24 protein-coding genes and 1 tRNA gene are annotated in these 21,272 nt (G+C 70.2%); 5 read left to right on the top strand and 20 right to left on the bottom strand.

Going from position 1 to position 21,272, the window contains the following annotated elements; all coding sequences use genetic code 11:
• Positions 1-56: 56 nt before the first annotated feature.
• The 3 genes from AOM01_RS04150 (at position 57) to AOM01_RS04140 (ending at position 3,138) form a co-directional block, all read left to right on the top strand.
• Positions 57-1,112, top strand: coding sequence for an LLM class flavin-dependent oxidoreductase (locus AOM01_RS04150; RefSeq protein WP_062289374.1), 1,056 nt, complete (start codon positions 57-59; stop codon positions 1,110-1,112).
• Positions 1,109-1,783: an NADPH-dependent F420 reductase gene (locus AOM01_RS04145; protein WP_062289373.1), complete on the top strand. Its 675-nt coding sequence runs from the start codon at positions 1,109-1,111 to the stop codon at positions 1,781-1,783. Before AOM01_RS04150 ends, AOM01_RS04145 begins: the two co-directional genes overlap by 4 nt.
• A gap of 104 nt (positions 1,784-1,887) precedes the next feature.
• Positions 1,888-3,138, top strand: coding sequence for an ATP-binding protein (locus AOM01_RS04140; RefSeq protein WP_082109969.1), 1,251 nt, complete (start codon positions 1,888-1,890; stop codon positions 3,136-3,138).
• 64 nt (positions 3,139-3,202) lie between these two features.
• On the opposite strand, the gene AOM01_RS04135 is transcribed toward AOM01_RS04140, so the two are convergent.
• From AOM01_RS04135 to AOM01_RS04085, 11 genes are all read right to left on the bottom strand, one after another.
• Positions 3,203-3,967 carry an SDR family oxidoreductase gene (locus AOM01_RS04135; protein WP_082109968.1) on the bottom strand — a complete coding sequence of 255 codons (765 nt, stop codon included), beginning with the start codon at positions 3,965-3,967 and terminating at the stop codon, positions 3,203-3,205.
• 70 nt (positions 3,968-4,037) lie between these two features.
• Positions 4,038-5,093, bottom strand: a complete 1,056-nt coding sequence (locus AOM01_RS04130) for a zinc-binding dehydrogenase (RefSeq protein WP_174441882.1) — start codon at positions 5,091-5,093, stop codon at positions 4,038-4,040.
• Positions 5,094-5,372: 279 nt separating this feature from the next.
• Complete coding sequence (locus AOM01_RS04125; protein WP_062289367.1) at positions 5,373-5,774, bottom strand: cupin domain-containing protein; 402 nt, start codon at positions 5,772-5,774, stop codon at positions 5,373-5,375.
• A complete protein-coding gene (locus AOM01_RS04120) occupies positions 5,771-6,106 on the bottom strand; it encodes a carboxymuconolactone decarboxylase family protein (RefSeq protein ID WP_062289365.1) in 336 nt (111 codons plus the stop codon). Before AOM01_RS04120 ends, AOM01_RS04125 begins: the two co-directional genes overlap by 4 nt.
• 27 nt (positions 6,107-6,133) lie before the next feature.
• The gene (locus AOM01_RS04115) at positions 6,134-6,505 is read right to left on the bottom strand and encodes a DUF2255 family protein (protein ID WP_062289356.1); all 372 of its coding nucleotides are present in this window, start codon (positions 6,503-6,505) and stop codon (positions 6,134-6,136) included.
• Positions 6,506-6,594: 89 nt separating this feature from the next.
• Positions 6,595-7,461 carry a helix-turn-helix domain-containing protein gene (locus AOM01_RS04110; protein WP_062289353.1) on the bottom strand — a complete coding sequence of 289 codons (867 nt, stop codon included), beginning with the start codon at positions 7,459-7,461 and terminating at the stop codon, positions 6,595-6,597.
• 67 nt (positions 7,462-7,528) lie between these two features.
• Entirely contained in the window at positions 7,529-8,359 is an 831-nt protein-coding gene (locus AOM01_RS04105; RefSeq protein ID WP_062289350.1) for a histidine phosphatase family protein, read from the bottom strand.
• Positions 8,356-9,093 (bottom strand): zinc ribbon domain-containing protein, encoded by a 738-nt coding sequence (locus AOM01_RS04100; RefSeq protein WP_062289347.1) that lies wholly within the window; start codon positions 9,091-9,093, stop codon positions 8,356-8,358. Before AOM01_RS04100 ends, AOM01_RS04105 begins: the two co-directional genes overlap by 4 nt.
• 18 nt (positions 9,094-9,111) lie before the next feature.
• On the bottom strand, positions 9,112-9,924 hold the full coding sequence (locus tag AOM01_RS04095) for a Nif3-like dinuclear metal center hexameric protein (RefSeq protein WP_062289344.1): 813 nt from the start codon (positions 9,922-9,924) through the stop codon (positions 9,112-9,114).
• Positions 9,925-9,934: 10 nt separating this feature from the next.
• Entirely contained in the window at positions 9,935-10,783 is an 849-nt protein-coding gene (locus tag AOM01_RS04090; RefSeq protein ID WP_062289340.1) for a potassium channel family protein, read from the bottom strand.
• A 62-nt stretch (positions 10,784-10,845) separates the two neighbouring features.
• The gene (locus AOM01_RS04085; RefSeq protein ID WP_228374205.1) at positions 10,846-11,220 is read right to left on the bottom strand and encodes a DUF4406 domain-containing protein; all 375 of its coding nucleotides are present in this window, start codon (positions 11,218-11,220) and stop codon (positions 10,846-10,848) included.
• Between the two features lie 55 nt (positions 11,221-11,275).
• On the opposite strand from AOM01_RS04085, the gene AOM01_RS04080 reads away from it, so the two are divergent.
• Positions 11,276-12,031 carry a DeoR/GlpR family DNA-binding transcription regulator gene (locus AOM01_RS04080; protein WP_062289335.1) on the top strand — a complete coding sequence of 252 codons (756 nt, stop codon included), beginning with the start codon at positions 11,276-11,278 and terminating at the stop codon, positions 12,029-12,031.
• Between the two features lie 157 nt (positions 12,032-12,188).
• On the opposite strand, the gene AOM01_RS04075 is transcribed toward AOM01_RS04080, so the two are convergent.
• The 8 genes from AOM01_RS04075 to AOM01_RS04040 form a co-directional block, all read right to left on the bottom strand.
• A complete protein-coding gene (locus tag AOM01_RS04075) occupies positions 12,189-12,488 on the bottom strand; it encodes a hypothetical protein (RefSeq protein WP_062289332.1) in 300 nt (99 codons plus the stop codon).
• A complete protein-coding gene (locus AOM01_RS04070; RefSeq protein ID WP_169746513.1) occupies positions 12,485-13,159 on the bottom strand; it encodes an AbiV family abortive infection protein in 675 nt (224 codons plus the stop codon). Before AOM01_RS04070 ends, AOM01_RS04075 begins: the two co-directional genes overlap by 4 nt.
• An 85-nt stretch (positions 13,160-13,244) precedes the next feature.
• Entirely contained in the window at positions 13,245-14,156 is a 912-nt protein-coding gene (locus AOM01_RS04065) for a hypothetical protein (RefSeq protein WP_062289326.1), read from the bottom strand.
• Positions 14,157-14,449: 293 nt separating this feature from the next.
• A tRNA-Val gene (locus AOM01_RS04060) sits at positions 14,450-14,526 on the bottom strand.
• A gap of 181 nt (positions 14,527-14,707) precedes the next feature.
• Entirely contained in the window at positions 14,708-15,217 is a 510-nt protein-coding gene (locus tag AOM01_RS04055) for a Pycsar system effector family protein (RefSeq protein ID WP_156155820.1), read from the bottom strand.
• 159 nt (positions 15,218-15,376) lie between these two features.
• Positions 15,377-15,997 (bottom strand): SatD family protein, encoded by a 621-nt coding sequence (locus tag AOM01_RS04050; RefSeq protein WP_169746512.1) that lies wholly within the window; start codon positions 15,995-15,997, stop codon positions 15,377-15,379.
• Positions 15,998-16,076: 79 nt separating this feature from the next.
• A complete protein-coding gene (locus AOM01_RS04045) occupies positions 16,077-16,541 on the bottom strand; it encodes a redoxin domain-containing protein (protein ID WP_082109965.1) in 465 nt (154 codons plus the stop codon).
• Positions 16,538-16,966 carry a DUF3052 domain-containing protein gene (locus AOM01_RS04040; protein ID WP_062289318.1) on the bottom strand — a complete coding sequence of 143 codons (429 nt, stop codon included), beginning with the start codon at positions 16,964-16,966 and terminating at the stop codon, positions 16,538-16,540. The genes AOM01_RS04045 and AOM01_RS04040 overlap by 4 nt, the downstream gene beginning before the upstream one ends.
• Before the next feature lie 286 nt (positions 16,967-17,252).
• On the opposite strand from AOM01_RS04040, the gene aceE reads away from it, so the two are divergent.
• Positions 17,253-19,967: a pyruvate dehydrogenase (acetyl-transferring), homodimeric type gene (gene aceE, locus AOM01_RS04035; RefSeq protein ID WP_062289315.1), complete on the top strand. Its 2,715-nt coding sequence runs from the start codon at positions 17,253-17,255 to the stop codon at positions 19,965-19,967.
• Between the two features lie 9 nt (positions 19,968-19,976).
• Here the strand turns inward: aceE and AOM01_RS04030 are convergent, their stop codons facing one another.
• Complete coding sequence (locus AOM01_RS04030; protein WP_156155818.1) at positions 19,977-21,200, bottom strand: hypothetical protein; 1,224 nt, start codon at positions 21,198-21,200, stop codon at positions 19,977-19,979.
• Positions 21,201-21,272: the final 72 nt, after the last annotated feature.

Here is a 21,272-nt window from a genome sequence, read left to right as displayed (position 1 = left end):
GCTACGCTCAGTAGTTGACGCCTCAACAACCCCGGGGCGCGCACGAGGAGCCCCGCATGACCACCCCCGCAGCCGACGTGAAGTTCGGCATCGAGACCTTCGGCGACCTGCCCCTGCACGACTCGGGCGAGCCGATGTCCCACGCCGCGTCCCTGCGCCAGGTGGTGGAGGAGGCGGCCCTCGCCGACCAGGTCGGGATCGACGCGGTCGCGCTGGGCGAGCACCACCGCCCGGACTTCGCGATCTCCTCCCCCGAGATGGTCCTCGCGGCCATCGCGTCGCGCACCGAGCGCGTGACCCTGGGCTCCGCCGTCACCGTGCTGTCCTCCGACGACCCGGTCCGCGTGTTCCAGCGCTTCTCCACGCTCGACGCCGTGTCGAACGGTCGCGCGGAGGTCATCCTGGGCCGCGGCTCCTTCACCGAGTCCTTCCCGCTGTTCGGCTACGACCTCGCCGACTACGAGGTGCTGTTCGAGGAGAAGCTCGAGCTGTTCGCGCAGCTGCTCACCGAGAAGCCGGTGACGTGGCAGGGCACCAAGCGCTCCGCGCTCCACGAGGCCGACGTCTACCCCAAGACCGACTCCGGCTCCCTCACCACCTGGGTGGGCGTGGGCGGCTCCCCCGAGTCGGTGATCCGCACCGCGCGCTACGGCCTGCGCCTCATGCTCGCGATCATCGGCGGCGACCCGGGCCGCTTCGCGCCGTACGTCGACCTCTACCGGCGCGCGACCGCGCAGCTCGGCACCACCGCGCACCCCGTCGGCATGCACAGCCACGGCTTCATCGCGCCCACCGACGAGGAGGCGCGCGAGTCCTACTTCCCGGGCTACAAGGCGATGCGGGACCGGATCGGCGCGGAGCGCGGCTGGCCCGCGATGACGCGCGCGCAGTACGACGACGAGGTCGACTTCGGCTCCCTCTACGTCGGCTCCCCCGAGACCGTCGCGGCGAAGATGACCGCCGCGATCCGCGTGCTCGACGTGGGCCGCTTCGACTTCGTCTACACCGGCGGCGGCGCCATGCCCGCGTCCTCGCGCCTGCGCGCGGTCGAGCTGTTCGGCACCCAGGTCATCCCGCGCGTGCGCGAGCTGCTCGCCGAGGGCGCCGCGTGACGGCCGCCGCCATCCGCACCGTGGGGATCCTGGGTGCGGGCAAGCTCGGCACCGTGCTCGCGCGCCTTGCGGTCGGGGCCGGCTACGACGTCGTGATGGCCGGCTCGGGCGACCCCGACCGCATCGCGCTCATCGTCGAGGTGCTGGCCCCGGGCGCGCGGGTCGCGACGGCCGCCGCCGTCGCCGCCGAGGCGGACGTCGTGATCCTCGCGCTGCCACTCGGCAAGCACCACACCGTCGACGCGGCCGCGCTCGACGGCGCGCTCGTCATCGACGCGATGAACTACTGGTGGGAGGTCGACGGCGTGCGCGACGACCTGGCCGATCCCGCCACCACGTCCTCCGAGACCGTCGCGCGGCGCCTCGCCGGCGCGCGCGTGGTCAAGGCCTTCAACCACATGGGCTATCACGACCTCGACGAGGGCCCGCGCCCCGCCGGCAGCCCCGGTCGCCGCGCGATCGCGCTGGCGGGTGGGGACGATGCGGCGGTCGCCGCGGTCTCCGGCCTGATCGACGCCATGGGCTTCGACCCCGTGCCGATCGGCGAGCTCGAAGAGGGCTGGCACCTGCAGCCGGGCGCCCCCGCGTTCGGCGCGAACGTCGAGGCGGAGGAGCTCATGCGGCTCGTCGCCGCGTCGCGCGAGCAGGAGCGGGAGGCCGCGCGGGCGTGAGCTGAGGGCATGCCCGCGCGGCCGAGGGTCGCCTCCCTGCAGGACGGAGATCCCGTCCAATGCAAAAAGTCGACTCGCGACGATGCAAAAGGTAGACTGCTGGAGTGCAAGCGTATGTGCCGCGTGTCGCCGATGGCGAACTCGACGCCCGACTCTCTGCCATGGGCGCTGTCCTCATCGAGGGGCCGAAGGCCTGCGGAAAGACAGCGACCGCTTCACAGCGCGCACGGACTGCGTTTCGACTCGACGACGATGACTCGGCGCGCGCCCTCGTCACCCTCGCTCCTGAACGGCTGTTCGACAACCCCACGCCCATCCTGTTCGACGAGTGGCAAGTCGAGCCGAGGATTTGGAACCGGGTCCGTCGCCAGGTGGACGACCGCAGGGCGAAGGGTCAGTTCATCCTCACAGGCTCGGCCACACCCGCCGACGACGTCGCACGGCACTCGGGTGCCGGCCGTGTCTCGGTATTGCCGATGCGGCCGATGAGCCTCTACGAATCCGGATATTCGAACGGCCAGATGTCACTCGCCGCGCTCCTGGCCGGCGAGCGCCAACATGGAATAGGCACACGCCTTGAGTTCGATGAACTGCTCCGGCGCATTGTCATCGGCGGCTGGCCGGACCTCATCGACTCGCACGAGTCAGACGCGCGGCGCTGGTTGAGCGACTACCTCGCCAACATCGTCGAAGTCGACGTGCCGAGGCTCGGCGCGCGGCGGGACCCCCAGAACCTTCGCCGCCTGCTCACCTCGCTAGGTCGGTTCGTCGCGCAAGCCCCGAAGTCGGTCGAGCTCGCCAAGGATGTAGGCGGCGACGGGGGGCCCATCGCGAAGGAGACGCTCTCCGCATACATCTCCGCTCTGACACGGCTCCATCTCCTCGACAACTCTGAGGCGTGGCTGCCGCATATGCGGTCGCGGGCGCGACTGCGGGTCGCGCCGGTGCGCTACTTCGTCGATCCGTCGCTCGGCGTGGCGGCGCTAGGAGTGGGCAGCGCCGAGCTCGCATCGGACCTCAATGCGCTCGGCCTCCACTTCGAGGCTCTCGTCGTCCGCGATCTCCGGGTCTACGCCCAGGCACTCGACGCACGTGTTGAATCGTGGCGCGACTCGAACGGCAACGAGGTCGACGCGGTCATCACGGCAGGCCCGCGACGATGGGGCGCGGTCGAGGTCAAGCTCAACCCCGATGCAGTCGACACCGCGGCAGCGGCGCTTCTGCGTTTCAGCGCTCAGGTCGACGATGAGAAGCACGGAGCTCCGGCTTTTCTCGCGGTCATCACCGGGACCGGCGCGGGCGGATTGCGCGACGACGGCGTCCACGTGATCCCCATCGACTGCCTCGGGCCCTGACGTCCGCGCACCATGCCCGCGCGGCCGAGGGTCGCCTCCCGGCGAGCCTCGGCCGCGACGCGTGTCAGGCCCCGCGGAACCCCGCGATGTCGGCGAGCACCTCGGCCGGCTCGTCCGCGAGCGCGACGCCCGCGTCCTGAGCACCGCCCAGGGCCACCGCATCGTCCCTCTGCAAGGGTGCGAACACGCCGTCCCAGTCGGTCGGCATCTCGCCCGCCTGGGCGAACAGCTCAAGCGTGACTCCGGCCCCTGCCTCGGACAGCAGCGCGTGGACCAGCACGGCCGCGATCTGCGAGCGCGCGACGCCGCGGCGGCTGTCGACCGGCGAGACGTCACCCTGCTCGACGAGCAGCGCGCGCTCCCCCGCGGCCTGGTAGTCGAACCAACCCGGGCGGACGATCGTGTACGGCGCGCCGTAGGCCCGGATCAGCCGCTCGGAGCGGCGCTTCCAGTCGAGGACGCCCCCGTACTGGGAACCGCCCTTGGACGTCGACATCGAGGTCATGAGCGCGATGCGCGGTCGCCTCCCGGCGAGCGCGTCGAGCACGTTCACCACGCCCTGGTAGTCGACCTGGCGGGGCGCGCCGCCGTGGGTGAGCACGATCCCGTCGACGCCGTCGAGCGCCGCATCAAGGCCGGCGCCCGTCTCGATGTCGCCGCCCGCGAGCTCGACGCCGTCCGGAAGGATGCGGCGGGCGCGGGACTCGTCGCGCACGAACGCGCGGACCGCGAGGCCCTCCGCAAGCAGCGCGGGCACCACGTGGCGCCCGATGGAGCCGGTCGCACCGATCGCGAGGACCGTCGCTCCCGGTTGCAGTGCTGAGGTCATGATGTCCTCCCTGGAATGAAGGGGACGGGCCGCGGTCGCCTCCCGGCGAGCGCGGCCCATCCGAGGTTTGTCAGAGGCTCGGGTTCACCATGACCTTGAGCGCCTCGCGGTCGTTCATCGCGGAGTAGCCCGCGGGGACGCCGTCGAGGCCGACTGTCATGTCGAACACCTTGCCGGGGTTGATCTCGCCGGACACGACCTGCTGGATCGCGTCCTCGAGGTAGGCGCGGACCGGCGCGGGACCGCCGGCGAGGCGGGCGTTCTTGCCGAACAGCGAGCCGAACCCGATCGGGGCCTCCTCGTACTGCGGCACGCCCACGCGGGAGATGATGCCGCCCGCGCGGACCACGCCGTAGGCCTGCTCGTAGGCGGGCATGTGGCCCACGGCCTCGAGGACCACGTGGCTGCCCTCGCCGTCGGTGATCTCCATGACCTTCGCGACGCCCTCGGCGCCGCGCTCGGCGACCACGTGCGTGGCGCCCCACTCGCGGCCGAGGTCGGTGCGGGACTCGTGGCGGCCCATGAGGATGATGCGCGCGGCGCCCATCTGCTTCGCGGCGAGCACCGCGGACAGCCCCACCGCGCCGTCGCCGATCACGGTGACGGTCTGGCCGGGCTTGATCTCGGCCATGAACGCGGCGTGGTAGCCGGTGAGGTAGACGTCGGACAGCGCCAGCAGCGAGGCGAGCGTCTCCTCGGAGGCGGTCTCCGGGTCGACGTCGTGGACCACCACGGCCGAGCCGTCGGCCTGGGGCACGCGGGCGTACTCGGCCTGAAGGCCGGGCACCGCGGGGGTGCCGTACCAGCCGCCGTGCGGGCAGGCCGTCTGGAAGCCCTCCTTGCAGATCGCGCAGGTGTTGTCCGAGAACGCGAACGGCACCACCACGAAGTCGCCGACCTTGAGGTTCTTGACGTCGGCGCCGATCTCCTCGACCACCGCGATGAGCTCGTGGCCCATGCTCTGGCCGTGCTCGGACGCGGGCATCGAGTGGTAAGGGTGCAGGTCGGAGCCGCAGATGCACGCCCGCACCGTGCGCACGATCGCGTCCGTGGGCTCCTGGATCCCGGGCTTCGGGGTGGTCTCGACGCGGACATCGCCCGCGCCGTACATGAAAGCGGCCTTCATCAATTGAGGTCTCCTTGAGGGGGTTGCTGGGGACTTCTCTAGCCTCCCGCCTGGGGACGATGCTCGGGAGAGCGGGTGGGGACGGGTACCGGCAGTACCCCTCACGGGGCGCTCGGCAACCCGGACCGGGCCGACCCGACCGCGTTCCACACCAGATCTGCAACTCGCACCCGCGTGGTCGCGATTCGCATCGCGAGTTGTCGCGGGCGAACGTTCACAGGCCGGCCGTGGTGTGGAGAGTGGCCGAGCGTGGGGCGCGATCAGCGCGCGGACCCAGGTTCAGCGCGCACCCGGCAGGTCCGAGTCGGCCACGTGCTCCTTCCACACCGTGGTGGTCGCCGGGTCGTCGGCGTTCTCGAGGATCGCGAGGTGCTCCATGAACGCGTCGCCGGCCGCGTGGAAGTGGTCCTCGCCCGGGGGCGTGTAGAGGGTCTGACCGGCGCGCACCTCGATGAGGGTGCCGTCGCGGCCGCCGAAGTACGCGACGCCCTGGGTCACGTGGAGGTACTGGCCGCGCGCGTGCGAATGCCAGGCGGTACGGGCGTGGGGGGCGAAGCGCACCTTCGCCACCACGGCCCGCTGGTCGTCCGTGTGCGGCATCACGATGGGGTCGAGCCACACGTCGCCGGCGAACTGCTCCGGCGGGTTCTTGATGGTCGGGATGGCGGGTTCGATGTTCATGCGGCTTCTCCTGAGGATGCGAACAGCTGCTTGGCGAGGGTGAGCGCGGAGACGGCGCGCGGCCAGCCCGCGTAGAACGCGACGTGGGTGATCGCCTCGACGATCTCCTCCCGGGTGAGGCCGTTGGCCACGCCCATGGGGATGTGCGCGGAGAGCTGCTCGATGTTGCCCGCGCTCACCAGGCTGGTGATGGTGACGAGGCTCCGGTCGCGCGGGGACAGCTCCGCGGTGCGGGCCCACACGCGTCCGAACAGGACGTCGTCGGTGAGCGCCGCGAACTCGGGCGCGACGTCGCCGAGCATGCGCTGGATGGGGGTCTGCTGGTCGGTCATGGCATTCCTTTCCGAGGGTCCCGCGCGTCAGGCGGGCGTGATCTCGACGGTGGCCTCGCGCGGGCCCGCGCCGAGCATGGGCGGCAGGTACGGGCTGCCCGCGTACTTCGCCGCGTAGGCGGAGTCGACCGCCTTCGCGAGCGCGGGGTCCCCCGCGGCGAAGCGCACGTCGACCGCGTGACCGCCGGCCCGGATGCGGCCGGCGCCCTGCGAGATCGCCGCGCGGTACCACCGCCCGCGCACGCCGTTCCACGCGCGCACGAAGAGCCGGCCGTCGACCACGACGGACCAGATCCCGGTGGGCGTCCCGTGGGTGACGCCGTCCTCACGGAACGGGGAGATGTGAAGATCGTCCGTCGCGGCGATGTCCGCGAGGGTCTCGGGCTTCCAGGTGGTCATGAGGTCTCCTTCCGACGCCGTCCACTCCAGAGTGGCGTCCAAGGCGCCCGTGTGGGAGCCCCGGCCGGGAGGGGTACCCGCAGTACCCGTCAGGCGCGCGCGTGCACGTCCTGCGTCGCCCACCAGCTCGCCAGAACCCGTAGCTTGTCCTCGGACTCCGATCCGGGAGGCGCGGTGTAGGTGGTGAGGTCGAGGCCCGCATCCGCGGGCAGCTCGAGCCGGGTGAAGTCCAGCTCCACCAGACCGACCTCGGGGTGGACGATGCGCTTGCGGCCCAGCTGGTGAAGGCGGACGTCGTGGCGGGCCCAGCGGGTACGGAAGTCCTCCGACCGGGTCGAGAGCTCGCCGATGAGGTCGGAGATGGACCGGTCGAACGGGTCGCGCCCCGCGGCGGTGCGCATGGTCGCGACGTTGCCGTCGGCGATCTCGGCCCAGTTCGGGTAGAAGGTGCGGGCCGCGGGGTCGAGGAAGATGAACCGCCCGTAGTTGACGGGCTCGCTCTGGCTGTCGTACATGGGTGAGTACAGGGCACGACCCAGGGCGTTCGTCGCGACGATGTCGCCGCGCGGGTTGCCGATGACGGCGACCGCGTCGCCCATCGCGTCGATGAGGTGCCGCAGCTCGGTGCGCACGCCCGGCGCGCGCGCCGCGCGGCGGCGTGCCTTGACCCCGGCGTTCGCCGCCCGGGCGAGGTCGAAGAGGTGGGCGCCTTCCGCATCGTCCATACGCAGGGCCGTCGCGATGGCCTCCAGGACCTCGTCGGAGACCCCGCGCAGGTCGCCGCGCTCGACCTTGGTGTAGTACTCGACGCTCACGCCGGCGAGGATCGCGACCTCGCCGCGGCGCAGGCCGGGCACGCGGCGGTTCCCGAGGTCCGGCAGGCCGACCATCGCGGGCGTCACCTTGGCGCGGCGGCTGGTGAGGAAGTCGCGGACGTCGTCCTTGGAGGCTGTCATTCCACCGACGCTACGCGCCGCTCATCGTGGGAGGGAGACCCTGGCGGTACCCGCCAGCCCATGTTCGCTACTCGACGGGGATGCCCACCGCGAGCACGTGCGTCTCCGCGATGGTGCCGTCCTTGGCGGCCCGGACCTGGAGGATCGTGGTCGACGCGGGCGACGGCCAGATCGCACCCCAACGGCGGGCGGGCATCCCGAGCGCGACGCCCACGATCGACTTGATCGCGACCGCGTGCGACACCAGTGCGATGCCGCGCGGCACGTCGCGTCCGCCCATGCACTCGGCGGCGTGCTCGCGCGCGAGCGACTCGACCACGGCGTGCCCGCGCGGGCCCACCTGGGCGATCGACTCGCCTCCCGGCGCAAGGGTCTCCGCCCGACGCCACGCGTGGATCGCGTCGCCGTCGCGCGCGATGATCTCGGGGACGGTGAGCCCCTCCCACTCGCCGAACTCGACCTCGCGCAGGCCCGGCTCGGTCTCGACGTGCGCGCCGATCCGCCGGCCCAGCGCGCCCGCCGTCTCCTGCGTGCGCACCATCGGGGAGGCGATGACCCGGGTCACGTGCGGCAGCTGGACCCAGGTGCGGCGCCCCATCCCGTAGACCAGGTCCGCGGCCTTCGCCGCCTGAACGCGGCCGGCGGCGCTCAGCGCCGGGCCCGGCACTCCCCCGCCGGACATGCGTCGCTGCTCGGTGTGCTCGGTGACGCCGTGGCGCACCAGCACGAGCGTGAGCGGCGCGACCAGGTTCTCCTCGTCGGGTGCGAACGGCGACTGCACGCGCACGGGGGACGATGCGGCGCGCGCCTCTCCCGCCGCGTCGCCTCCGAGGTCGGTGCCGTCGTCGTAGCGGTGCCCGCGGTGCGGGACCGGGGGCTCGACCTGGGTGTCGCTCACCGCTTCGCGCCGCGCACGAGGATGCGGCCGCACTCCTCGCAGCGGACGATCGCGTCGGGCGCCTTGGCCTCGATGTCGCGCAGGTCGCCCGGGTTGAGCACGGTGCGGCAGCCGAGGCACTGGCCCTGGGCGAGCGCGGCGGCGCCGATGCCGCCCTGCGCGGCGCGGAGCTTGTCGTACAGCGCGAGCAGGGTCGCGTCGATGCCGTCGACCACCAGGTTGCGGTCGCGCTCGAGCGTCGCGATCTCCTCGTCGATCTCGGCCCAGGCGGCGTCGCGCTCGGCGGCGAGCTCCTCGACCTGCACGGTGATCGCGTCGACCTGCTCCTTGGCGGAGGCGTGCTCGCCCTCGGCTGCCTCGAGCGCCTCCATGGCCTCGAGCTCCACCTCCTCGAGCGCGGACTGGCGGCGGCCCAGGACCTCGAGCTCCGACTGGAGCGCCTGGAGGTCCTTGGGGCTGCCCTGGCCGGCGGACAGGCGGGCGTTGTCGCGGGCGGCGCGGTCGCGGACCACCTGGACGTCGTCCTCGGCCTTCTGGACGGCGCGGCGAAGATCGGACACGCGGGTCGCGGTCGCGACGCGGGCCTCGTCGAGGTCCTTGAGGCGCGACTCGAGCTCCGCGATCTGGGTGAGGATGGGCAGGTGGTCGCGACGGTGACGCGCCTGCTGGGCGCGCAGGTCGATGTCCTGCACGTCGAGGAGGCGGATCTGGTCGGCGGCGGGTGCAGAGGGCACGGATGTTCTCCTTGCGCGTCAGAAGCGCGCGGTCCAGGGGTCGGTGGTGAGGGTGGAGACGAGGGTGTCGATGCCGGTCGCGTCGCCGAGGTACTCGGCGGCGGCCTCCAGCCACGTCCATTCGGACGCGTAGTGGGCGACGTCGACAAGGTAGGGCCGGCCGTTGCCGAGCATCGCGGTCTCGCGCGCGTCGGAGGCCGGGTGGTGGCGCAGGTCCGCGGTGAGGTAGACGTCCGCGCCGGCCTCGCGGGCGGCGGCGAGGAACGAGTCGCCGGAGCCGCCCACCACGGCCACGGTCTGCACGGTGCCGTCGAGGTCCCCGGCGACGCGTACGCCGTGCGCCGTCTCGGGAAGGACGGCCGCGGCCCGCTCCGCGAACTGTCGCAGGCTGATGGGGGCGTCGAGGCGACCGATCCGTCCGGTCCCTTGCTCGGCATCGTCCCTCAGCGGGACCAGGGGAAGCGCGCCGGAGACCCCCAGCACGTTCGCCAGGGCCTCGGCGACGCCTGTGCCGGCGTGGTCCGCGTTGGTGTGGGCGTTGTACAGCGCGATGCCGTTCTCGATGAGCGCGTGGATCACGGCGCCCTTCGGAGTGCCCGCGTGGACGGTGGTGACGCCGCGCAGCAGCAGCGGGTGGTGGGTGACGATGAGGTCGCAGCCGGCCTCGATCGCCTCCTGGACCACGGCCATGGTGGGGTCGACGGCGAACAGCGCGCGCGTGACGGTCGCGTCCGCTCGCCCGACCGAGAGGCCGTTGACGTCCCAGTCCTCCGCGAGGTCGAGGGGGAAGCGACTCTCGAGCGCATCCATCACATCGGCCACAGAGGTCATGCGGACAAGGCTACTCGGTGGCGCCGCCCTCGGCCTTCGAGCGGCGGGGCTTCTTGGTGGCCGGCGCGGGCGTCTGATGCGGGAGCCCGGACAGTCCCCCGGATGGCTGCGACAGGCCGTCGATCTTGGCCTCCAGCTCGCCGATCCGGGCGAGCAGCTGCGAGCGGGTGACCTCCTCGCGCTCCTCCTCGCGGGCCTCGTCCTCGCCCTGGGTGAGGCTCACGAACCAGGCGGCGACGGAGGCGGTGACGATACCGATGAGGGCGATGCCCAGGAGCATGAGCACCGTCGCGATGACGCGGCCCTGCACGGTGACGGGTGCGAGGTCGCCGTACCCGACCGTGGTCACCGTCACCATGGCCCACCACAACGCGTCCCCGAAGTTCTCGATCTGCGCGCCCTTGTGACCGCGCTCCGCGTCGAGCATCGCGACGGACGCGATCCACAGGAGCAGGAGCACGGCGATCACGACGGCCTGCGTGGATTTCACCACGCCCTTGCGGCTCGCGAGCATGGTGCCCGACGCGAAGACGCTCAGCACCTTGAGCGGACGCGCCGCGGGGATGATCACGGCGATGACGTCGAGCGGGTGCGTGAGGAGGAACCTGAAGCGCTGCTTGTGCAGGGCGACGCGGATGATGAGGTCCGCGAGGAAGACCAGCCAGATGACGCCCTGGATGGTGAGCAGCGTCGCTCGCACGCTGCCCGGGAGCTCCTCCCGCCAGACGATGCGCGCCGACCACACGACCAGGAACACGAACGCGAGCACCGCCATCGCCCCGTCCGCGCGCTTGGCGAACGCACTGTACCTCTCGCCCTTGCGCAGGCCGCCCTCATGCTCCTCGAGGTCGAATGCCACCTGGTGCTCCCCTCGCCCATCTTTGGGTCGAGGCTAGCGCGGGCGGTGGGCGGCACCCGGGGTCACGCGCGCACGTGGCGGGGGATCTCCTCGAGCGAGAAGTACACGGGGATGCCGCGCTCGCGTGCGATGGCGACGTCCTGGTCCGCGCCCTTCGAGTCGCCGGGCAGGCGCAGGACGGCATCGCAGTGCGCGAGCAGACGCTCGGCGGTGGGGTACATGACCTGCGCGGCGAGCGGGTCCTGCGGGCCGTCGGCGCCCGCGCTCCGGAGGACCGGCAGGGCGACCCATTCGCCGATCATCGGGACGTGACCCGCGGCGAAGACGGGCCAGGCCGCCTCCTCGAGGCGTTCGAGGTTGCGCGCCATGAGGGCGGGGTCGCCTCCGGTTCCGGAGGCGTAGGGACCGGCGATGAGGATGAGCATCGGTGTGTTCATGACCGCACTGTAGGCACAATCATGCAAGAATGTGAAGAAGTCGGAAGGAATCGGAATGCTGGCAGCGTCACGACGGTCGCTCCTCTTGGACCGCCTCGCCCGCGACGGGCGCATCGTCGCGAAGGACCTGGCCGCCGAGCTGGGGGTGTCCGAGGACACCATCCGCCGCGATCTGCGCGAGCTCGACGCGGAGGGGCTCGCGGTGCGTGTCTACGGTGGCGCGCTGCCCGCCTCCCCCGCGGTGGCGGACTATGCGACCCGCACCCGGGTGGCGCCGGACAGCAAGTCGCGGGTGGCCGCGGCGGCCGCCGCGCTCATCGCCCCCGGGATGACGGTGATCCTCGACGGCGGGACCACGGCGCTCGCGACGGTGGCGGCGCTCCCCCGCGACCTGGACTGCACGATCATCACGCACAGCGTCACCGTCGCCGCGGCGCTGCTCGAGCACCGTGCGCCCGTGCTCCTGATCGGCGGGGCGCTGTTCAAGCACTCGGCGGTCGCGTGCGGGGCGGCGGCCGCCGAGGCGGCGCGGGGCGTGAGCGCAGACCTGTTCCTGCTCGGCGTGACCGGCGTGCACGCTGACGCAGGCCTCACCACGGGCGACGCGGACGAGGCCGCGATGAAGCGGACGCTCGCGTCGTGCGCCGCGGAGACGTACGTGATGGCGAGCGAGGAGAAGATCGGCGCGGCGTCACGGTTCGCGGTACTGAGCCTGGATGCCGTGAGCGGGGTCATCACGGACGCCGATCCCGCGCTGGCGTCGATGCGTGCGTTGGCGGAGGCCGGCGTGCCGCTGGTGAGCGCCGCGTAAGACGGGTGGCGGGGAGTTCGCGAAACCTTCTACCAGGGACGATACAAGGCCGTTGAGCGCTCGAGTCCGTCATAGCGATGTTTCGAGCCCATCGGAGTGACGTCGCAACCGCACTCCTGCGCCATTCGATCAGCCCGCACGACGCCTGGCGACCAGCCTAGGCCGTCGCGAGCAGCGCGATCACCGAGGCGATCGCGCCGGCTGCCGTGCCGGTGCCGATGAGTGCGACGTCAAGCAGGTACGCGTTGCGAGACGCACGCACATTGGCCGCCGGATGGCGGTACGCCTCATCGAAGTCGTCCCACGCGCCCTCGTCCTTGCCGCTCAGATTCGCGCGCGCCTCAAGCACGGTGAGGTCTCGCTGTGCTCGGACCACGTATCGGCCAAGAGCCCACGTGGGCAACGCGAACGACACCGCGTAGAGGGCGATCAGCCCGCCGAGGAGCGAGGCAGTCATGCGAGACCGCCGTCGGCGCCAGCCTCCTCGAAGTACTCGGGATGCGCGTGCCTCAAGAGTCGCGCCTGTGTCGCGTGGGTCGAGTCGTACGTCATGCCCTGGTGCTTCATCCGCACGTGATCCTGGATAAGCAGCATCTCGATGACGCCCGCGACGAACGCCCTCCGACCTGCGAGGTGAGGAATATCGACGTCAGTCGGCGACTTGCATGCGCCACCGTCTTTGAGGTCGACGTAGAAGCCGGCCTGCTTGGCCGCATTGGCCTCCCGCGACGCCTCCCGCGCCTGCGTCTGGCGCGCTTGCGCCCAAGCTCTCCAATCCTCAGCGTCATCAGAATCTGGAAGGTCGCCTATCGACGAAAAGTCGCCCCAGAAGTGGTCGAGGTCGTCGCCGTACTTGTAGGCCTCCATGAACTTCGCCAGATGGTCGCGGGCTCCCTTGCTCAACTCCGGCACCGCGCGTTCTTCGTCGCGCCCGCTGCTCCAGGAGGATTCGAATGCGTTGTAGACCCGGACCGCCTTGCCGAGCTCTTCCTGAGCGAGGACGGGCAGCGATCGCGACCGTGCGGGCGAAGTCGCTGCGAGCAGCGCCGAGTCGTCTACCAGGTGCGCCGCGTTGTCTACGAGCGCACGCCAAAAGGCGCGCGCCTGCTCCGCCGTCATTGCTGTCATTCCGCGTCCATCTCCGACTCCACCGACTCTCCTGCGACGAGCGCCCATGCGTCTTCGCGCGTCGACCGCGGTGGGGCTTCTGCGCTCACCACTTGGGGTACCGGTGCTCCGCGTCACGCTTGCGAATTGCCAGCAATGCCGCCCGGAAGTTCCGGTCGTGCTCCTGGCGCTTAGCCTCTGTCACCGACGCCCGCTTGCGCGCACCCGTCATGATGGCGTCACAGAACGACGGACCACAGGTGTCACACCATGCCGAAGTCAGACGGACTGCTCCTCGGCTGTCCTCGGGCAGGACCTCGACCTCTACGGCCTCCCAGAGTTCCGCGGGCGCTCCATGGCAGTCGCACGAGAACGCGACGTAGTCGTTGGAACTAAGGCGATCCCAAACCTTGTCGGTGACGATCAGCTCAGCAACGTCAGCGGCCTGTGCGCACTTGGACGCGAAGTTGACGGGCTTGCCGGCCCAGACAGGTTCCTGCTCCTCGAGGTCGTTGCGAGTCCCGAGACGCTTGACGAGCACTCGCTCCGAGGCGATGCCAACCTTGTAACCCGTATGCGGGACGGTCGCGTCTTTCGCCCGTAGCGCGGCGAACCAGGCGTCGCTGAAAGTGCGGATCGTCACGCCAGCGCAGAAAGCGCGCTCGTAGCGGTTGTCACCCCAGAACACGCCGAATCCGCCGTCGCCTTGGATGTCGATGTAGTTGGCTCCGAACTCGTGGAGAATCCTGACGGCACCGTCGACGGCGGACTTGTAGATACGTGCGGTGGTGGTGTCGTGCTTGCCACCAGTGCCCAACGCGGTGCTCCCTTTGAGGTCACACACGACGACGACCACGTCGGGGATCTTCACCCACCGCTGAGCTGCGGCGCTCGGGATGTCAGCCGCGTCGAAGTCGCCGTCGACCTCGTCCACCCGCGGAACCGTGTTGATGGTGGACTGCGCACTACTCGCGACGTCATCGAGCAGGGATACCAGGTCAATCGTCGAGGTTGCCATGTGAATCACGGTACTCGCACCCTCCGACACTCACGCAAGTGTCGCCCGTCGAATGCGGCGATCGGGGAGTCGACCCGGAGACCTGACCTTGCGGCCGACCCACGCGCTGATATGTATAGTCGGTCGAGCGCCGCTGGCACGCCGAAAGACCGCCGACTAGTTGGAGGAACCGTCGCGCGGCGCCCTCAAGGTCGACTCACGTCGAGGCCGCGCACGTCGCCCACCCGGCTCGCACGAATCCTCAAGCAGGCATGCGCGGGTACCATACGGACCCGCTTGCAGGCCACAAGCACTGGTGGGCCCTGCCGGACTCGAACCGACGACACCTGCGGTGTAAACGCAGTGCTCTAACCAACTGAGCTAAGGGCCCGCAGACCATTGTGGCAGGACGGACCATGACCGGGCGCCACGGTAGGTCTCGCGTCTCGAGTTCGCCGTCGAACCAGCAACCTGCACGATGGCCCGCTGGCGACCCAACCAATGCACGTTCGAGTTCGCATCGCGAACACCGCGAGGCCGTGCAACTACAGTCCGTCAGCCGACGAGGTCAATCACAGTAGAACGACCGCTGCGCCGAGCGCCGCAGAGAGTCCGGCGCATAGCAGGCCTCGGCGAATATACACGTACTTCCTCCGCACAATCCGAGCGACGTGCCAGCACTGATGCAGGAGTCGCTCGTCCGGCGCAAGCAACTCGTCATCAATCGCCGAGTGGAGATCTGAAATGCCCTTGAACTCCGCGACGTGCCCCCAGTAAGCAATCTGATTCGACGCGCGAGCAGGCGCGAGCCGTGGCCATAGCGCAGCCGCGCAGAAGTAATACGCGAGACCGGCGCCCGCGAGCGCACCCCACCACACGAATGACTTCGCGCCGGCCAACTGGGCCGATGTGAGCTGGCCAGCGAGAGCAGCGGCGAGAACGGCAACGGTCGTGACACTAATGGTCGCAAGAAGGATCGCTGCCTTCTGGTCAGCGACGGCGATCTCTGACCGCGCCTCAGCGTGAATCTCACTCAGCACCGCGAGTTCGGACTTCTTCAACATGCCCCCCGGAAAGGTCAAGACTGAATCCTACCCACGCCCAGTCCAGACCGTCGTGCTCGCAAGCGCGTCCACATCGTCGACCGAGAACTGCTGTTGGCGGCGGATTTACTGAAACGCGGGCAATACCATGTGCAGCGCTATCCGCCCAGGAGCAGCGCCTTGAAGCGCGGTCCGGTATCAGCGCAACCCGCGCGGGCGGGCGCATAGGGCCCCAATTGCTTCTCGAAGTGAGATGGCCCCAGAGCGGTGCGCGGACTGAGATACCGCGGCTTGGCTGATGCCCTCGCGCACCGCGATCGCAACTTGATTATCGCCCAGGAGCACTTGCGCCGCGATGCGTCGTTCGCGTGCCTTCATACGGCTGAGAATGTGGTCTCGCAACAACAACACTGCGCATACCTCGAACGCATGGCGCTCGCCGTCTCCGACGCACCAGGAGCGCACGCTCGCCTCGCCTGCGCGTTCCCTACGGTGGGCCTCGTCGATCGCTTCGCGAGCTCTCCACCAAGCGCTACCGTCCGAGATGTCGCCGTCAATTTGAACTACCTCGCCGATACCTATCCCAACACGAAACTCGACGTCGTCGGCTAGTAGCAGCGCGGCGAGGGTCGTGACCCGCACGGCGGATTCGACGTCAACGTAAACGGCTTGAAACTCATCGCCAACGGTCGCGCCAAGAGGTACCAGCGGGCGCGTCGCGTGCTCTGCACTCATAAATGCTTCCAGCACACCAATTTGCGCGCCACGCCGGTCAAGAAGTCTGCGGGAGCCGACAATGTCCACGATGACTGCTGTCACTGAGCGAGTCACGGACGGCGATGTTGCCACAGGACTCTCAGTCGTCATTTCAGCCACTTGTGCAATGCCGGGACCGCGTTCAACCGAGCAGGAAGCGCACCGCGGTCCGGTACTCGGCGAGGTCGCGCGCCTCACCCTCGGGGTTGACGATCGCCCACCTCACGGTGCCCGACGCGTCCACCAGGTAGGAGCCACGACCCGCGAGCCCCTTGTGCGGGTTGAACACGCCGTACTGCCGAGACACCTCGCCGTGGGGCCAGAAGTCGGACAGCAGGTCCGCCTTGTACGAGTGGGTGTCCGCCCACGCCTTGAGCGTGTAGACGGAGTCGCAGCTCACCACGATCACGCGGAGGTCGTCGCGGCCCAGCAGGTCGTCGGCGCTGCGCAGGTCGATGAGCTCGTTGGTGCAGGTGTCGGAGAACGCGAACGGCACGAACACCAGGAGGTACGCCGTGCCGGCGAGGTCCTCGGTGGTCACGGTCCGGCCGTGGGTGTCCGTCATGCGGAACGCGGGGGCCTGCTGGCCCACCAGGGGGTGGGTCACTTGGAGCGGCCCTTCTCGACCAGGTAGGTCGCGGTCCACTCGGAACCGATGACGAAGGTGGAGGTCGCGTGCAGGCCGGCGACGGAGGCCGCCTCCTGCACGTCGCGCGGGAGCACGTGGCCGTCCTGTCCGGCCTTGGGGACGCACACGCAGACGGCGGCGCCGTCGTCGAGCAGTGTCTGCGCGTCCATGAGCAGATCGGCGAGGTCGTCGTCGCCGTCGCGGAACCACACGAGCGTGCCGTCCGTGACGTCGCCGTAGTCCTCGTCGACAAGGTCCTCGCCCGTGATGGACTCGATCGCCGCGCGGAAGTCCGCATCGGTGTCGTCGTCGAACCCGAACTCCTGAATGATCTGGCCGCTCTTCAGTCCGAGCTTGGCGACCACGGCGTCGACCGCCGCTTTCGCGTCCTCCTGCGTCGCCACGGTGGCGGGACCCCCTTCATCGGTGCTTCACACGCCTGAGCATGTGCCTGGCGTCCACAGTAGAGGCACCGCGCGGCACGGTGCAATCAACGCGCTGGTCCGGCGCCTATGCGTCGCGGCGAGCGCAACCCCGCGGCGCAAGTCGCGCACCCGCCCCCGTGCGTAGCACTCCCGGCGTGACAGTAACCTGGTCTGTGGCAAACAATGTGGGGAACGCCGGCCTACATGCTGCGCGAGCACCCCATTCATTAGGCGCGCCACCGCGCGCCCGACAGGAAGGTCACCTGTGGCACATCACGGCGAGGTCGACAAGGACCCGAGCGAGACGCAGGAGTGGCTCGAGTCCCTCGACGGGCTGATCGAGTCCGGCGGCGAGAGCCGCGCCGAGTACATCGTGGACCAGCTGGTCGACCACGCGGCCAAGAAGCAGCTGAGCGTGCCGCTCAGCCTCAACACGCCGTACGTCAACACCATCCACAAGGACGACGAGCCCGAGTTCCCCGGTGACGAGGAGATGGAGCGTCGCTACCGCGGCTGGATCCGCTGGAACGCGGCCGTCATGGTGACCCGCGCGCAGGCCGGCGGCAAGGGCGTCGGCGGCCACATCTCGTCGTACGCGTCCGTCGCGACGCTGTACGAGGTGGGCCTCAACCACTTCTTCCGCGGCAAGGACCACGCCGGCGGCGGCGACCAGGTCTACTTCCAGGGCCACGCGGCACCCGGCGTGTACGCCCGCGGATTCGTCGAGGGCCGCTTCCAGGCGGAGGACCTCGACTCGTTCCGCCAGGAGAAGTCCGGCCTCGGCCGCGGCCTGTCCTCCTACCCCCACCCGCGCCTCATGGACGACGTGTGGGAGTTCCCCACCGTGTCGATGGGCCTGGGCCCCGCCTCCGCCATCTACCAGGCGTGGACCAACCGCTACCTGCAGATGCGCGGCATCAAGGACACGTCGCAGCAGCACGTGTGGGCGTTCCTCGGCGACGGCGAGATGGACGAGCCGGAGAGCCGCGGCATGCTGCAGCTCGCCGCCAACCAGCAGCTCGACAACCTCACGTTCGTGGTCAACTGCAACCTGCAGCGCCTCGACGGCCCGGTGCGCGGCAACGGCAAGATCATCCAGGAGCTCGAGGCGTTCTTCCGCGGCGCGGGCTGGAACGTCATCAAGGTGGTGTGGGGCCGCAACTGGGACCCGCTGCTCGAGCGTGACGAGGATGGCGCCCTGGTCAACCTCATGAACACCGTCCCGGACGGCGACTTCCAGACGTTCCGTGCCGAGTCCGGCGCGTTCATCCGCGACCAGTTCTTCGGCGGCGACCCGCGCGCCAAGGAGCTCGTCAAGGACATGACCGACGACGAGATCTGGGCGCTCAAGCGCGGCGGCCACGACTACCGCAAGCTCTACGCGGCGTACGCCAAGGCCACCACGGAGAAGAACGGCAAGCCGACCGTCATCCTCGCGAAGACCATCAAGGGCTACGGCCTGGGCTCCAACTTCGCGGCCCGCAACTCGACGCACCAGATGAAGAAGCTGGCCGCGGCGGACCTCAAGGTCCTGCGTGACACGTTCGACATCCCGTTCACGGACGAGCAGCTCGAGGCGGACCCCTACAACCCGCCGTACTACCACCCCGGTTTCGAGGACCCGGCGATCCAGTACATGCTGGCCCGCCGTCAGGAGCTCGGCGGCTTCGTGCCCGAGCGCCGCGACTCCGGCAAGCAGATCACCCTGCCGGAACCCAAGGCCTACGACCTGCTCGCGAAGGGCTCAGGCAAGCAGGAGGTCGCCACCACCATGGCGCTCGTGCGCCTGTTCAAGGACCTGGTGCGCGACAAGGAGTTCGGCCACCGCCTGGTGCCGATCATCCCCGACGAGGCCCGCACGTTCGGTCTCGACTCGATCTTCCCGTCGGCGAAGATCTTCAACACGCAGGGCCAGAACTACCTGCCGGTGGACCGCGAACTCATGCTCTCCTACAAGGAGTCCGAGTCCGGCCAGATCATGCACACGGGCATCAACGAGGCTGGCTCCGCCGCCGCGTTCCAGGCCGTGGGCACGTCCTACGCCACGCACGGCGAGCCGCTGATCCCGTTCTACATCTTCTACTCGATGTTCGGCTTCCAGCGCACGGGCGACCAGTTCTGGGCCGCGGGCGACCAGCTCACGCGCGGATTCATCGTCGGCGCCACGGCGGGTCGCACCACGCTCGCGGGCGAGGGCCTGCAGCACGGCGACGGCCACTCGCCGCTCATCGCCGGCACCAACACCGCGATCGTCCAGTACGACGCGGCGTACGGCTACGAGCTCCGCCACATCGTCAAGGACGGTATCGAGCGCTGGTACGGCCCCGACACGGGCCGCGACCGCAACGTCATGTACTACCTCACGGTCTACAACGAGCCGATCCTCCAGCCGGTCGAGCCGGAGAACGTCGACGTCGAGGGCATCCTCAAGGGCATCCACAAGGTGTCCGACGCACCCGAGGGCCACGGTCCCGAGGCGCAGATCCTCGCCTCCGGTGTGGGCGTGCCGTGGGCCTACGAGGCGCAGCACCTGCTGCTCCAGGACTACGGCGTGCGCGCCGCGATCTGGTCCGTGACCTCGTGGAACGAGCTCCGCCGCGACGGCCTCGAGGCCGAGCGTCAGGCGTTCCTCCACCCCGAGCAGGGCGTCCGCGTGCCCTACGTCACGCAGAAGCTCCAGGGCGCGGCCGGTCCGTTCGTCGCGACCTCGGACTACGACCACCTGGTCCCCGACCAGATCCGCGCGTGGGTCCCCGGCGACTACGCGACGCTGGGTGCGGACGGCTTCGGCTTCTCCGACACCCGCGCCGCCGCCCGCCGCTTCTTCAACATCGACGGCGCGTCCACCGCGGTGCGTGTGCTGCAGATGCTCGAGAAGCGCGGCGAGGTGCCCGCCGGCACGTACGCGCAGGCGGTCCAGCGCTACGAGCTGCTCGACCCCCGCAAGGGCACGTCAGGCAACTCGGGCGGCGACGCCTGACCTAGCGGTTCACGGCCTGGGGCCGGAGCCCTCGTCCTCGGACGGGGCCTCCGGCCCTGCGTCGTTCTCAGAGGGGACGATGCGCTCCTTGGCATCGTCCTCCGGCTCGCCGTCGTCGGCGGCCGGGTCCTCGTCGAGCGGCGCGTCCTCGGGCAGCGGCTCGTCCTCGACGATGGGCTCGTCCTCGACCACCGGCGGCTCGCGGAACATCACCTCGGTGGCCGGGGCCGCGGCATCGCCGCCATCGCCCCCGTCGGCCCCGGCTCCGCGGGGTGCGAAGGCCGACGCGCGGTGCACCCGGTCCTCCGCGGGAGCCGCGATGATCTCAGTGTCGTCCGACGCAGCGGACCGGCGGCCCGGCGTCCACGCGGGCACCGGATCGATGTGGTCGGCGGGTGCCGCGTCGGCCTCCTCACCCGGCCCGCCCGTCGCGAAGCCGGTGGCGGGTGCTCCGGTGACCGCCGCATCGTCCCGCGTGGCGCCCGCGAAGCTGCGACGCACCGCGAGCGCGCCCCACGCGATGAGGAGCAGCAGCACGCCCACCGCGATCCACAGGATCACCAGGGTGTTCGTCGCGAACACGCCCGCGGGCGCGACGCTCACGTAGCCGTCGAGGGCGCAGGCGGCGGCGCCCCCGGCCACGGAGCCGTACGCGTGATAGACGCCGGACGGCTCGAGCCACGCGCGGTCCTGGATCCATGTGATCGCGTCCGCGACCGCGACCTCGCCGGAGATCTCCTGCGTCTCGGGCGCGGCCTCGCCGGTGAGCGTGCGGACGGGGATCTCGAAGCCGCCGATGATCACGCCCGCGACGCGGTCGGTGACCGCGATCGGGCTGTCGGAGGCAGCGGTCCACGTCACCACGCCGTCCGCGGGCACGTCGAGCGGCGCGAACGCCGTGGTCCCGGTGGGGGTGGCCGTCGTGTCGCCGACCGTCGCCTCCAGCGTGCAGCCGTCGGAGATCGACCCGCGCGCCACCAGCTCGGGGATGCCCACCAGCGCGACACCGCCGAGCATGCTGGCGAGCACCAGCGCCGCCGTGTACCGGCCGCGCGCACGGGCGGGCTCGCGCGTGAGCAGCCCCGCGACCAGCGCCACCGTCAGCGCCGTGATGCCGAACAGCACGGTCCGCTCGGGAGGTATCACGCCGAGCTGCCACAGCAGCCCGACCACCGCGAGACCCAGGAGCAGTCCCAGCAGCATCCCCAGCAGGGGTCGCGGGCGTGGCGTCATGTCTCCTCCAAGCGTCGTGCCTGCTCGCGACGCTACGTGCGCGGCACGCGACAATCGTGACGACACTCGGCA

The sequence above is a fragment of the Demequina phytophila genome, from assembly GCF_000971135.1.
GTDB lineage: Bacteria > Actinomycetota > Actinomycetes > Actinomycetales > Demequinaceae > Demequina > Demequina phytophila.
This window is presented reverse-complemented; position numbering and strand designations above follow the sequence as displayed.

Excerpts from the sequence above, each read along its gene's own strand:
- AOM01_RS04120 (WP_062289365.1), bottom strand. The coding sequence starts at position 6,106 with ATGACCGACCAGCAGACCCCCATCCAGCGCATGCTCGGCGACGTCGCG.
- AOM01_RS04135 (WP_082109968.1), bottom strand. The coding sequence starts at position 3,967 with ATGACCTCAGCACTGCAACCGGGAGCGACGGTCCTCGCGATCGGTGCG.
- AOM01_RS04150 (WP_062289374.1), top strand. The coding sequence starts at position 57 with ATGACCACCCCCGCAGCCGACGTGAAGTTCGGCATCGAGACCTTCGGC.
- AOM01_RS04130 (WP_174441882.1), bottom strand. The coding sequence starts at position 5,093 with ATGAAGGCCGCTTTCATGTACGGCGCGGGCGATGTCCGCGTCGAGACC.
- AOM01_RS04115 (WP_062289356.1), bottom strand. The coding sequence starts at position 6,505 with ATGACCACCTGGAAGCCCGAGACCCTCGCGGACATCGCCGCGACGGAC.
- AOM01_RS04080 (WP_062289335.1), top strand. The coding sequence starts at position 11,276 with ATGCTGGCAGCGTCACGACGGTCGCTCCTCTTGGACCGCCTCGCCCGC.
- AOM01_RS04125 (WP_062289367.1), bottom strand. The coding sequence starts at position 5,774 with ATGAACATCGAACCCGCCATCCCGACCATCAAGAACCCGCCGGAGCAG.
- AOM01_RS04085 (WP_228374205.1), bottom strand. The coding sequence starts at position 11,220 with ATGAACACACCGATGCTCATCCTCATCGCCGGTCCCTACGCCTCCGGA.
- AOM01_RS04075 (WP_062289332.1), bottom strand. The coding sequence starts at position 12,488 with ATGACTGCCTCGCTCCTCGGCGGGCTGATCGCCCTCTACGCGGTGTCG.
- AOM01_RS04065 (WP_062289326.1), bottom strand. The coding sequence starts at position 14,156 with ATGGCAACCTCGACGATTGACCTGGTATCCCTGCTCGATGACGTCGCG.
- AOM01_RS04095 (WP_062289344.1), bottom strand. The coding sequence starts at position 9,924 with ATGACCTCTGTGGCCGATGTGATGGATGCGCTCGAGAGTCGCTTCCCC.
- AOM01_RS04030 (WP_156155818.1), bottom strand. The coding sequence starts at position 21,200 with ATGACGCCACGCCCGCGACCCCTGCTGGGGATGCTGCTGGGACTGCTC.
- AOM01_RS04110 (WP_062289353.1), bottom strand. The coding sequence starts at position 7,461 with ATGACAGCCTCCAAGGACGACGTCCGCGACTTCCTCACCAGCCGCCGC.
- AOM01_RS04070 (WP_169746513.1), bottom strand. The coding sequence starts at position 13,159 with ATGACAGCAATGACGGCGGAGCAGGCGCGCGCCTTTTGGCGTGCGCTC.